At 69.0% G+C, this 12,189-nt stretch carries 10 protein-coding genes; all 10 read left to right on the top strand.

Annotated elements, in window-relative coordinates:
- Nucleotides 1–70 precede the first annotated feature (70 nt).
- Entirely contained in the window at nucleotides 71–1,279 is a 1,209-nt protein-coding gene (locus ACJMK0_RS17375) for an MFS transporter (RefSeq protein ID WP_405240244.1), read from the top strand.
- Nucleotides 1,280–1,382: 103 nt separating this feature from the next.
- The gene (gene ssb, locus ACJMK0_RS17370) at nucleotides 1,383–1,829 is read left to right on the top strand and encodes a single-stranded DNA-binding protein (RefSeq protein ID WP_405240242.1); all 447 of its coding nucleotides are present in this window, start codon (nucleotides 1,383–1,385) and stop codon (nucleotides 1,827–1,829) included.
- Nucleotides 1,830–2,014: 185 nt separating this feature from the next.
- Nucleotides 2,015–3,727, top strand: a complete 1,713-nt coding sequence (locus tag ACJMK0_RS17365; protein WP_405240241.1) for a bifunctional sulfate adenylyltransferase/adenylylsulfate kinase — start codon at nucleotides 2,015–2,017, stop codon at nucleotides 3,725–3,727.
- Between the two features lie 38 nt (nucleotides 3,728–3,765).
- On the top strand, nucleotides 3,766–5,115 hold the full coding sequence (gene miaB, locus ACJMK0_RS17360) for a tRNA (N6-isopentenyl adenosine(37)-C2)-methylthiotransferase MiaB (protein WP_405240239.1): 1,350 nt from the start codon (nucleotides 3,766–3,768) through the stop codon (nucleotides 5,113–5,115).
- A gap of 68 nt (nucleotides 5,116–5,183) precedes the next feature.
- On the top strand, nucleotides 5,184–6,188 hold the full coding sequence (locus tag ACJMK0_RS17355; RefSeq protein ID WP_405240237.1) for a PhoH family protein: 1,005 nt from the start codon (nucleotides 5,184–5,186) through the stop codon (nucleotides 6,186–6,188).
- Nucleotides 6,189–6,284: 96 nt separating this feature from the next.
- On the top strand, nucleotides 6,285–6,710 hold the full coding sequence (ybeY, locus tag ACJMK0_RS17350) for an rRNA maturation RNase YbeY (RefSeq protein ID WP_405240306.1): 426 nt from the start codon (nucleotides 6,285–6,287) through the stop codon (nucleotides 6,708–6,710).
- A gap of 61 nt (nucleotides 6,711–6,771) precedes the next feature.
- Nucleotides 6,772–7,647, top strand: a complete 876-nt coding sequence (locus tag ACJMK0_RS17345; protein ID WP_405240236.1) for an HlyC/CorC family transporter — start codon at nucleotides 6,772–6,774, stop codon at nucleotides 7,645–7,647.
- 34 nt (nucleotides 7,648–7,681) lie between these two features.
- Complete coding sequence (gene lnt, locus ACJMK0_RS17340) at nucleotides 7,682–9,175, top strand: apolipoprotein N-acyltransferase (protein WP_405240234.1); 1,494 nt, start codon at nucleotides 7,682–7,684, stop codon at nucleotides 9,173–9,175.
- Nucleotides 9,176–9,247: 72 nt separating this feature from the next.
- A complete protein-coding gene (gene leuS / locus ACJMK0_RS17335) occupies nucleotides 9,248–11,689 on the top strand; it encodes a leucine--tRNA ligase (RefSeq protein WP_405240232.1) in 2,442 nt (813 codons plus the stop codon).
- Nucleotides 11,676–12,188 carry an LPS-assembly lipoprotein LptE gene (locus tag ACJMK0_RS17330; RefSeq protein WP_405240230.1) on the top strand — a complete coding sequence of 171 codons (513 nt, stop codon included), beginning with the start codon at nucleotides 11,676–11,678 and terminating at the stop codon, nucleotides 12,186–12,188. The genes leuS and ACJMK0_RS17330 overlap by 14 nt, the downstream gene beginning before the upstream one ends.
- Nucleotide 12,189 lies beyond the last annotated feature (1 nt).

The raw sequence follows: 12,189 nt of genomic DNA, 5'->3' as shown, positions 1-12,189 counted from the left end.
CGCCGCCTGCTTCCCGCCGCGCAAAAGCGCGGCAGCACGACGGACCCGCGGCGACAGCACAGGACCGGACATGTCAGACGAACAGACGACCCCGCCCGACGGGCAGCGAAAACGCATCTCACTCGAGCCGGGGGAGGGCCGCATCATCGGCATGGTCAGCGGCATGGCCATGCTGCGTATGCTCGGCCTGTTCCTCCTGCTGCCGGTGCTCGCGCTCTGGGCCTCCGGCCTGGAGGGGGCCACGCCCATGCTGGTCGGCCTGGCGGTGGGCGGCTACGGGATCACCCAGGCCGTGCTGCAGGTACCGTTCGGCACGCTGTCCGACCGCATCGGCCGCGTGCCGGTCATCGTGCTCGGGCTGACCGTCTTCGCCCTGGGCAGCTTCGTCGCGGCCATGAGTCACCACATCCTCGGCGTCATCGCCGGGCGTCTCCTGCAGGGGGCGGGCGCCGTCTCGGCCACGCTGACCGCGCTGCTGGCCGATCACACCCGGGAGGAAATCCGTACCCGCGCCACGGCCATCCTCGGCATCTCCATCGGCAGCTCGTTCCTGATCGCACTGGTGCTCGGCCCGCTGGTGGCCAGCGTGACGGGCGTGCGCGGCCTGTTCTGGCTGGCCGGCATCATGGCGCTGACCGCGCTGGCGCTCGCCACGGTGCTGCCCCGGGCGAAGCCGGGGGCCCATCACGGGGCGCAGCGGCGGCCGGCGGGGCGCCTCACTCCGGGCGTCGCCGCCATCGATGCCTCCATCTTCCTGCTGCACATGATGCTCACGGCCAGCTTCGTGGCGGCGCCGTTCCTGCTGCGCGACGCGCTCGGCGTGCCCATGGAGACCCAGTGGCGCACCTACTTCGCCGCCCTGGCGCTGTCCCTGGTGGCCACGGTACCGCTGGTATTGCTGGGCGAGAAGGGTCGCGGCAGCTGGATCTTCGTCCTCTCGGTGGGTCTGCTGGCCCTCGGCCAGGGCCTGCTGTGGCAGGCGACGGACGGCTGGATCCTGGCCCTGGCGGGACTGGCGATCTTCTTCGCCGGGTTCAACTACCTCGAGGCCCGACTGCCGGCGCGTCTATCGGTGGTCGCGGGCCCGGACGGCCGGGGCGGCGCGCTGGGGCTGTTCTACACCTCCCAGTTCCTCGGCGCGTTCGCCGGCGGCGTGGTCGGGGGATGGCTGATGGGCGTGACCGACTACAGCGGCGTGTTCGTCTCGCTCGGCGTGATCGGCGTCGCCTGGCTGCTGGTGACGATCGGCCTTGTTTTCGGGCGTAATCCCGCATTATAGCGGTGGGCATTTGGCGGCCCAGCGCCTACAATAGCTCACCCTCGACGGCGAAGAGCCTGCGCTCCTCGCCGCGGCATCCAACCAAGACGAGCAGGGGACCCTGATGGCCCGCGGAATCAACAAAGTCATACTGGTCGGCAATCTCGGCCAGGATCCGGACACGCGCTACATGCCGAGCGGCAGCGCGGTCACGAACCTTCGCATCGCGACCAGCGAGCAGTGGAAGGACAAGCAGACCGGCGAGCAGAAGGAGCGTACCGAATGGCACAACGTCGCCATGTTCGGCCGGCTCGCGGAGATCGCCGCCGAGTATCTGCGCAAGGGCTCCCAGGTCTACATCGAGGGCAAGCTGCGCACGCGCAAGTGGCAGGACAAGCAGGGCAATGACCGCTGGACCACGGAGGTCATCGCCGACGAGATGCAGATGATGGGCGGCCGCGGCGGTGGCGGCGGAGCGGGGCCGATGTCGTCCCAGGACTCCGGCCCGTCCGGGGGTAACTACCCCGATACGGGCGGCGGCGAAGAGTTCGACGACGACATCCCCTTCTGAGGTCCGCCCCGGAGCGCCGAAGCCCAACCGACACATCCCTGCGGGGACCATCGCACAATCTACTGTGAGCCCGGTCGCGGCAGCGCGGCGCGGGCTCTGCTAGGTTGGCGGGCTGTCCACCGATCCGGTGCAAGATCTGCCCGGAAAGGGCAGTGGATTATTTTTGAGGAAACAAGGAACCGGAAATGGGAGCCTACAAAGAGCCGCACGGCGGCGAACTGATCGAACTGTACCTGGACGAGGCGGCGGCGGCCGAGGAGAAGAAGCGGGCCCGCGACATGGCGTCTTGGGACCTGACGCCGCGCCAGCTGTGCGACCTCGAGCTGCTGCTGAACGGCGGCTTCTCCCCCCTGACCGGTTTCCTGGAGCAGGCGGACTACGAGGGCGTCGTGAAGGACATGCGTCTCGCCTCGGGGGTGCTCTGGCCCATGCCGGTCACGCTGGACGTAAGCGAGGAGTTCGCCGCTGACGTGGCCGAGGGCGACGAGATCGCGCTGCGCGACCAGGAAGGCGTGCTCGTCGCCACCATGAAGGTGACCAGCCGCTGGACGCCGGACAAGGAGTCCGAGGCGCTGCAGGTCTTCGGCACCGCCGACGAACTGCACCCGGCGGTGGACTACCTGATGAACAGGGCCGGGCCGGTCTACCTGGGCGGTCCGCTGCGCGGCGTCGAGGCGCCGACCCACTACGACTTCCGCCATCTGCGCGATACCCCGCGGGAGATGCGCGACCGCTTCCGCAAGCTCGGCTGGCGCAAGGTGGTGGCGTTCCAGACCCGCAACCCGATGCACCGGGCCCACCAGGAACTCACTTTCCGGGCGGCGCGCGAGGTGGAGGCCAACCTGCTCATCCACCCGGTCGTCGGCATGACCAAGCCCGGCGACGTGGATCACTACACGCGGGTGCGCTGCTACGAGCACGTGCTGGGCCAGTACCCGGACCAGACCACGTCGCTCAGCCTGCTGCCGCTGGCCATGCGCATGGGCGGGCCGCGCGAGGCGCTGTGGCACGCCATCATTCGCAAGAACTACGGCTGCACCCACTTTATCGTCGGCCGTGATCATGCGGGACCAGGCAAGGACAGCCAGGGCAACGACTTCTACGGTCCCTACGATGCCCAGACGCTGTTCCGCGAGCACGAGCAGGAACTCGGCATCTCCATGGTGCCGTTCCGCCTGATGGTGTACGCGGAGAACCGGGCCCAGTACATGCCGCTGGACGAGACCACCGACCAGGACAACGTGCTGAACATCTCCGGTACCGAACTCCGCCGCCGGCTGCAGGAAGGTCTGGAGATACCGGACTGGTTCTCGTTCCAGGAGGTGGTCGCGGAACTCCGTCGCACGCACCCGCCGCGGCACAAGCAGGGCTTTACGGTGTTCATGACCGGGCTCTCCGGCTCGGGCAAGTCCACCATCGCCAACGCGCTGATGGTGAAGCTGCTGGAGGCCGGCGGCCGGCCGGTGACACTGCTCGACGGCGACATCGTGCGCAAGAACCTGTCCAGCGAGCTCGGCTTCTCGAAGGAGCACCGGGATCTGAACATCCTGCGCATCGGCTACGTGGCCAGCGAGATCACCAAGAACGGCGGCATCGCCATCTGCGCGCCCATCGCGCCCTATGCCCGCACCCGCCGCGAAGTGCGCCAGCTGATCGAGCCGTTGGGCGGTTTCGTGGAGGTGCACGTCGCCACGCCGCTGGAGGTCTGCGAGCAGCGCGACCGCAAGGGGCTCTATGCCAAGGCACGGGCGGGCATCATCAAGGAATTCACCGGCATCAGCGACCCCTACGAGGAGCCGGAGGCGCCGGAGATCCGCCTCGACACGCAGGAGATGACGCCGGACCTGGCGGCCCACCGCATCCTGGTGATCCTCGAAAGCCTGGGTTTCTTGCGCTAGGTTTCTTGCGCTAGGTTTCCTGCGCTAGGATTCACCGCATGACCGGCAGGCTCTACATCAGCACCTACGGCTGTCAGATGAACGAGTACGACTCCGCCAAGATGGCGGACGTGCTGCGGGAGTCCCATGGTCTCGCGCTGACGGACGATCCGTCCGAGGCCGACGTGCTGCTGGTCAACACCTGTTCCATCCGCGAGAAGGCCCAGGAGAAGACCTTCTCCGAGATCGGCCGCTGGAAGCGGCTGAAGGCGGAGCGTCCGGATCTGGTGATCGGCGTCGGCGGCTGCGTGGCCAGCCAGGAGGGCGACGCCGTGATCCGCCGGGCCCCGTACGTGGATATGGTGTTCGGTCCGCAGACGTTACACCGGTTGCCGGACATGCTCGAGCGGGTGCGCCGCTCCGGCGAACCGGTGGTGGATGTCTCCTTCCCGGAGATCGAGAAGTTCGACCGCCTGCCCGAGCCCCGGGCCGAGGGTCCCACGGCCTTCGTCTCGGTGATGGAGGGCTGCAGCAAGTACTGCTCGTTCTGCGTCGTGCCCTATACCCGGGGCGAGGAGATCAGCCGGCCGTTCGACGACGTCATCGTCGAGGTGGCGCAGCTCGCGGACAAGGGCGTTCGGGAGGTGAACCTGCTCGGCCAGAACGTGAACGCCTACCGGGGTGCCATGCACGATGGCACCACCGCCGACCTGGCCACCCTGATCCATTACGTGGCCGCGGTCGACGGCATCGAGCGCATCCGCTTCACCACCTCGCATCCGGTGGAGTTCACCGATGCCCTGATCCGCGCCTATGCCGAGGTGCCGAAGCTCGCGTCCTACCTGCACCTGCCGGTGCAGAGCGGCTCCGACCGGGTGCTGGCGCTGATGAAGCGTGGCCACACCGCGCTGGAGTATCGGCAGAAGATCCGCCGGCTGCGCGAAGCCCGCCCCGGCATCTCGGTGTCCTCGGACTTCATCGTCGGCTTCCCGGGCGAGACCGACGCGGACGTCGACGCCACCATGAAGCTCATCGCCGACTTGGGCTTCGACCAGTCCTTCAGCTTCATCTACAGCGCGCGGCCGGGCACACCGGCGGCCTCGCTGCCGGACGAGGTCACCGCCGACGAGAAGAAGCGCCGTCTCGCGCTGCTGCAGGCCCGCATCAACCAGCAGGCGGCGGCGATCAGCGAGGCGATGGTCGGCACGACCCAGCGGGTACTGGTCGAGCGCCGCGCCCGCCGGCATACGGGACAGGTGGCCGGCCGCACAGAGAACATGCGCTGGGTGAACTTCGACGGCGACGATTCGCTCATCGGCCAATTCGTCGACGTGCAGATCACCGAGGCGATGCCCAATTCCCTGCGCGGACGCGTGGTCGCGCCGCCGGCCCGGCGCCGCGCCTCCTGACTTCCCCTCGTCATGAGGAGGGGTTAGTCTAGAAACCTGTCAACTCGAACCGGGAGTCTCCTCTTCTCTTGGAATCCGTAAACGAAGCCAGGGACATCGTCCTGGAGCCCGCCGACAACAACCGTCTGGCCAATCTCTGCGGCCAGTTCGACGAACACCTGAGACAAATCGAACGCCGACTGGGCGTGGAGATCGCCAACCGGGGCAACCGTTTCCGGGTGGTGGGCCAGGCGGGTGCGGCGCGCGCCGGCGAGCAGGTGCTGCAGGAGCTGTTCCGCCTGACCGGTAGCGAACACCTGGATCCGCACCGGGTGCACATCTGTCTGCAGGAGTCGGCGATGGAGGCGCGCGAAGCGCCTGCGGACGAGGATGCCGGCACGGAGGCGCCGGCCCGGGAGCAGTCGGAGGAGACGCTCATCAAGACCCCGCGCAAGCGCATCCGCGCGCGCGGCCCCAACCAGCGCCACTACCTGGTGCAGATCCGCGACAACGACCTGGCCTTCGGCATCGGCCCCGCCGGCACCGGCAAGACCTATCTGGCTGTGGCCGCCGCCATAGAGGCGCTGGAGCGCGACGAGGTGCGCCGGATCGTGCTGGTGCGCCCCGCCGTGGAGGCGGGGGAGCGGCTCGGCTTCCTGCCCGGCGACATGTCCCAGAAGGTCGACCCGTACCTGCGCCCCATGTACGACGCCCTCTACGAGATGATGGGCTTCGAGCGTGTGGGCCGGCTGGTGGAGCGCAACGTCATCGAGGTGGCACCGCTCGCCTTCATGCGCGGCCGCTCGCTGAACGAGTCCTTCGTGCTGCTGGACGAGGCGCAGAATACCTCCGCCGCCCAGATGAAGATGTTCCTGACCCGCATCGGTTTCGGCTCCCGGGCAGTGGTGACCGGCGACGTCACCCAGATCGACCTGCCGAAGGGGCAGCTGTCGGGCCTGCGCCACGTCATGGACGTGCTGCGCGGGGTCGAGGGCATCGGCTTCAGCTACTTCACCGCCTCCGACGTGGTCCGTCATCCGCTGGTGCAGCGCATCGTGGAAGCCTACGACGCCCACGGCGACGGCGAGCTGTAGTCGCAGCAAGAGGTCCGAGCGGTGTCTCTCGCGCTGGTCAGGCAGCTGGCCCTCGACGACGGCGGCGACGGCCGGGCCGGCGAGGACGCCGCGGCCATCCCGGGTCGGGACGTGCTCCGCCGCTGGGCCGAGGCGGCGCTGCGCCGCGCGGGGGTCGAGGCGGATGCGCGGGAGCTGACGGTGCGCATCGTCGGCGAGGCCGAGAGCCGGGAGCTGAATGCGGCCTGGCGCGGCAAGGACCGCCCGACCAACGTGCTGGCGTTCCCCGGCGGCGACCCCGGCCTGCCCGGCGAGGTGGACTATCCGCTGGGCGATCTCGTGGTCTGCGCGCCGGTGGTGGCGCGGGAAGCGGTCGAGCAGGGCAAGACGGCGGAGAGCCACTGGTGCCACATGATCGTCCACGGCACCCTGCATCTGGCCGGCTACGACCACCAGACGCCGGACGAGGCCGCCCGCATGGAGGGCCTCGAGCGGGAGATCCTCGCGGAACTGGGCCATCCGGACCCTTATCGGGAGGATTGAAATCCATGGACACTGCTACAATATCCAGCTCGGCGCGATCTGCGCCGCCTCTATCGGAATCATGACGGAAGACAAACCTCCCAGTAGCAACGGCTCCGAGCCGCCCGGTCTGTTCAGTCGCCTGCTGAAGGCGCTGCGGGGCGAGCCCAGGGGCCGTGAAGAGATCCTCAACATCATCAAGGACGCCCAGGCGGGGGACATATTCGACCCCGAAGAGCAGGCCATGCTCGAGGGCGTGCTGGAAGTCTCCGCCACCCAGGTGCGGGACGTGATGATCCCCCGTTCGCAGATGGTGGTCCTGGAGAAGGACCGGCCCGTCGAGGAGATGCTGAAGATCATCATCGAATCCGGGCACTCCCGCTTCCCCGTCATCGGCGAGGATCGGGACGAGGTGCTGGGGATCCTGCTCGCGAAGGACCTGCTGCGCTTCGTCGGCCAGGCCGAGTACTCCAGCGAGGACATCGTGCGCTGGCTGCGGCCGGCCGTCTTCATCCCGGAGGCGAAGCGCCTGAACACGCTGCTGAAGGAATTCCGCGCGAGCCACAACCACATGGCCATCGTGGTGGACGAGTACGGCGGCGTGTCGGGGCTCGCCACCATCGAGGACGTGCTGGAGGAGATCGTCGGCGAGATCGACGACGAGCACGACCCGGAGGAGATGCCCTATATCCAGGAGGCGGGCGAGAAGGGCGGCCGCCCGGTGTACGCCGTCCGTGCGCTGACCCGCATCGAGGACTTCAACGAGCACTTCGATACCGACTTCAGCGACGACGACTACGACACCGTGGGCGGCCTGGTCATGCACGAACTCGGACATCTGCCGCGCCGCTCCGAAGCCATCGAGTACGGTGGCTACCGGTTCACCGTGACCCGGGCGGACCGCCGGCGCATCGACCTGCTGGAGGTGTCGCCGCTCGCCGAGGCCGTGGGCGAGTAGCCCCGGCCGGGGTCCGTCCCGCACGTCGTCCGGCATGCGAGAGGCCCTGCAAGCGGCGTCCGGCTATCCCCGACTCCTGAGCCTGGCGGCGGGGCTCACGCTGCCGCTGGCCTTCGCGCCCTTCGGCTGGTGGTGGTATGCACCGCTGGTCGTCGCTGCGGGCGCCGCGCTGTGGCCCGGCCGCACGCCGCGCCGGGCCGCCGCCGCCGGCTTCGCCTTCGGCGCCGGCGCCTTCCTCTCCGGCACCTACTGGCTGTACATCTCCATCACCATCTTCGGCGGCGCGCCGGCGGCGCTGTCCGTCTTCCTCATGCTGGGGCTGGTGCTGATCATGGCGGTGTACTACGCCGGCACCGCCTGGCTCGTCGCGCGGCTGACCGCCTGCGACACCCGTCACGTGCTGTGGGTGCTGCCGGCGGCCTGGGTGGCCATGGAGTGGCTGCGGGGCTGGCTGCTGAGCGGATTCCCCTGGCTGTCGCTGGGCTACAGCCAGACCGACGGTCCGCTGGCCGGTTTCGTCCCCGTGGCCGGCGTCTACGGCGCGAGCCTCGCCGTGGCCGTGCTGGCGGCGGCGCTGATCGTGCTGGTGCGCGAACCCCGCTGGCGGGTGCCGGTCGCGGCGCTCCTCGTCGCCGTGCCCGCGGTCGGTGCCGGGCTGGCCCGCGTCGAGTGGACCGCTGCCGACGGAGAGCCCCTGCGCGCCTCCCTCGTACAGGGGGCGATCACCCAGGACCGCAAGTGGCTGCCGGAAGAGCGGGCGCCGACGCTCGCCCTGTACCGGCGGCTGACGCTGGCCGAGGCGGACGCGGACATCGTCGTCTGGCCCGAGGTGGCCGTGCCCGCCGAGACGAGCCAGGTGGCGGGTTATCTCGCCGCCATCGACCGGGTCATGGAGGCGCGCGACGCCTCGCTGCTGCTCGGCATCATGGACTACGACGAGGACCTGGGCGGCTACAGCAACAGCGTCCTGCTGCTGGGCCCGGGCGAGGGGATCTATCGCAAGCGGCACCTGGTGCCTTTCGGCGAGTACTTTCCGGTGCCCGACTTCATCCGCGAGTGGATGCGGCTGATGAGCCTGCCGTACACGGATACGGCGGCCGGGCCGGAGCGCCCGGAACTGCTGCAGGCCGCGGGCGAGAAGGTGGCACTGACCATCTGCTACGAGGACGCCTTCGGCGCCGAGCAACTCTATGCGCTGCCCGAGGCGACGCTGCTGGTGAACGTGAGCAACGACGCGTGGTTCGGCGACTCCATCGCGCCCCATCAGCACCTCCAGATCGCCCGCGTGCGCAGCCTGGAGGCCGGCCGCTGGCAGCTGCGCGCCACCAACACCGGCATCACCGCGTTCATCGACCCGCGTGGCCGCATCCACTCGCGCTCGCCCCAGTTCGAGACGGCGGTGCTGCGGGCGCGGGTGCAGCCCCGCACCGGACTCACCCCCTATGCCGCCGCAGGCAACTGGCCGGTGGTGGGGCTCTGCCTCGCGCTGCTCGCCGCGGCCGCGTGGCCTGCGCTGCGGCGCCGCTGACGGCGGTACCGGCCGCCGGGTGCCTCATGTATCCTTGCCGGTCCTGATCGGGTTGGCTGAAGACGGCAGACGATGGACAGCAATTACAGGCCGGAGGCGATAGAGCCGGCCGCCCAGCGCTACTGGGAAGAGCACCGGTGTTTCGAGGTGGACGAGGATCCCGGCCGGGAGAAGTTCTACTGTCTCACCATGTTCCCCTATCCCAGCGGACGCCTGCACATGGGCCACGTCCGCGTCTTCACCATCTCCGACGTGATCGCCCGCTACCAGCGCATGCAGGGGCGCCACGTGCTGCAGCCCATGGGCTGGGACGCCTTCGGCATGCCCGCCGAGAACGCGGCCATCAAGAACGAGGTGCCGCCGGCGGAATGGACCTATCAGAACATCGACTACATGCGCGGCCAGATGAAACGGCTGGGCTACGCCTACGACTGGCGCCGCGAGATCACCACCTGCCGGCCCGAGTACTACCGCTGGGAGCAGTGGCTGTTCACGAAGCTGTTCGAGAAGGGCCTGGTGTACCGCAGGAACTCGGTGGTGAACTGGGATCCGGTGGACCAGACCGTGCTCGCCAACGAGCAGGTCATCGACGGCCGGGGCTGGCGTTCCGGCGCGCTGGTGGAGCGCCGGGAGATCCCCCAGTGGTTCATGAAGATCACCGCCTACGCCGACGAGCTGCTGGAGGCGCTGGACGGCCTGGACGGCTGGCCGGAGCCGGTGAAGGTGATGCAGCGCAACTGGATCGGCCGCTCCGAGGGCGTAGAGATCGCCTTCCGCGTGCCCGGCGAGGAGGCGCCGCTCACGGTCTACACCACCCGCCCGGATACGCTGCTGGGTGTCACCTACATGGCGGTGGCGGCGGAGCACCCGCTGGCGGTGCAGGCGGCCGAAGGCGATGCGAAGCTGCAGGCATTTCTGGCCGAATGCCGCTCCACCCACGCCGCCGAGGCGGCCATGGAGACCATGGAGAAGAAGGGCATGCCGCTCGGCATCTCCGCCGTCCATCCCTTCACCGGCGAGGAAGTGCCGCTGTGGGTGGCGAACTTCGTGCTGATGGGCTATGGCACGGGCGCCGTGATGGCGGTGCCGGGCCACGACCAGCGTGACTGGGATTTCGCGCGCAAGCACGGTCTGCCCATCCGCCAGGTGATCCGCCCGGCGGACGGCTCGGAGGCGGACATGGAAGCGGGCGCCTTCACCGAGTACGGCATCGTGGTGAACTCCGGTGACTATGACGGCATGGACTTCCGCCAGGCCTTCGACGCCATCGCGGACCGGCTCGAGGCCGAGGGCATCGGCCGGCGCACGGTGAACTACCGGCTGCGCGACTGGGGCGTCTCCCGCCAGCGCTACTGGGGCACGCCGATACCGATCATCTACTGCGGCGAATGCGGCGCCGTACCGGTGCCGGAAAAGGATCTGCCGGTGGTGCTGCCCGAGGACGTGACCATCACCGGCGCGGGCTCGCCGCTGAAGGACATGCCAGCGTTCGTCGAGGCCGAGTGCCCGAAATGCGGCGCTGCCGCCCGCCGGGAAACGGACACCTTCGACACCTTCGTGGAGTCCTCCTGGTATTTCTCCCGCTACACCTGCCCCGACGCGGACGCCATGCTGGACGAGCGCGAGGCCTACTGGATGCCGGTGGACCAGTACACCGGCGGCATCGAGCACGCCATCCTGCATCTGCTCTATGCGCGTTTCTTCCAGAAGCTGATGCGCGACTGCGGCCTGTCTGCCGCCGACGAGCCGTTCACCAACCTGCTGACGCAGGGCATGGTGCTGAAGGACGGCGTGAAGATGTCGAAGTCGGCAGGCAACACCGTGGACCCCCAGGAGCTGCTGGAGCGTTACGGCGCCGACACTGTGCGGCTGTTCATGATGTTCACCGCGCCGCCGGACCAGGCGCTGGAGTGGTCGGATTCCGGCGTGGCCGGGGCCAACCGCTTCCTGAAGCGCCTGTGGAAGACGGTGTACGAGCACGTGCAGGGCGGTCCGGTCGAGGCCGGCGGCGAGGCTGGCGAGGCGGCGACCGCGCTGCGCCGCAAGCTGCACGAGACCATCGCGAAGGTGAGCGACGACATCGGCCGTCGCTACACCTTCAACACGGCGGTGGCGGCCGTGATGGAGCTGCTGAACGCCATCAACCGCACCGAGGGCCACGAACCGGCACTGCGGGCCGTGCGCCAGGAGGCGATGGAGGCCATCGTGCTGATGCTCGCGCCCATCGTGCCCCACGTCACCCACGATCTCTGGCAGGCGCTCGGCCACGAATCGGCGCTGGTGGACCAGCCCTGGCCCGCGGTGGACGAGTCCGCGCTGGCCCAGGACACCATCGAGGTGGTGGTGCAGGTCAACGGCCGTCTGCGTGCGCGCGTCAGCGTGCCGGCGGATGCCGACAAGGACGCCGTCGTCGAGCGCGCGATGGCGGACGAGAACGTACGCCGCCACACCGAGGGCAAGACCGTACGCAAGACCATCTACGTGCCGGGCAAGCTGGTCAATGTGGTGGTCTGAGCGGCTCCTCGACCGGTTGCTGGCCCGGTTGCCGGTCCTTTTGCCGGCCCTCGTACTGGCCGGCTGCGGCTTCCAGCTGCAGGGCAGCGAGAGCCTGCCGCCGGAGATCGCGCGCACCTATATCAGCTCGGCCGACCGCTACACCGCCTTCCACCGCGCGCTGGGAACCGCCCTGGAGGCGCGTGGCGTGGAGGTGACGGACGACCCGGCCCTGGCATCCGCCGTGCTCGACATCTCCCGGGACGAGACAGGCCAGCGGGTGCTGTCGGTGTCCGCCCGCAACGTCCCGCGGGAGTTCGAGATCTACTACACCGTGGAGTATTCGGTGCGGACCACCGAGGGCACGGTGCTGGCGCCCCAGCGCATCACGCTCACCCAGGACTACACCTGGGAGGAGACGCAGGTGCTCGGCAAGCGGCGCGAGGAGGAGATGCTGCGTGACGCGCTGATCCGCGACCTCGTCCGTCAGGTGGTGCGCCAGCTCGCCAGCATCGACTGAT

The sequence above is a fragment of the Lentisalinibacter orientalis genome, assembly GCF_040706535.1.
GTDB classification, from domain to species: domain Bacteria; phylum Pseudomonadota; class Gammaproteobacteria; order Steroidobacterales; family Woeseiaceae; genus Lentisalinibacter; species Lentisalinibacter orientalis.
The sequence above is the reverse complement of the archived record's forward strand: the minus strand, read 5'-3'. Positions and strand labels throughout refer to the sequence as shown.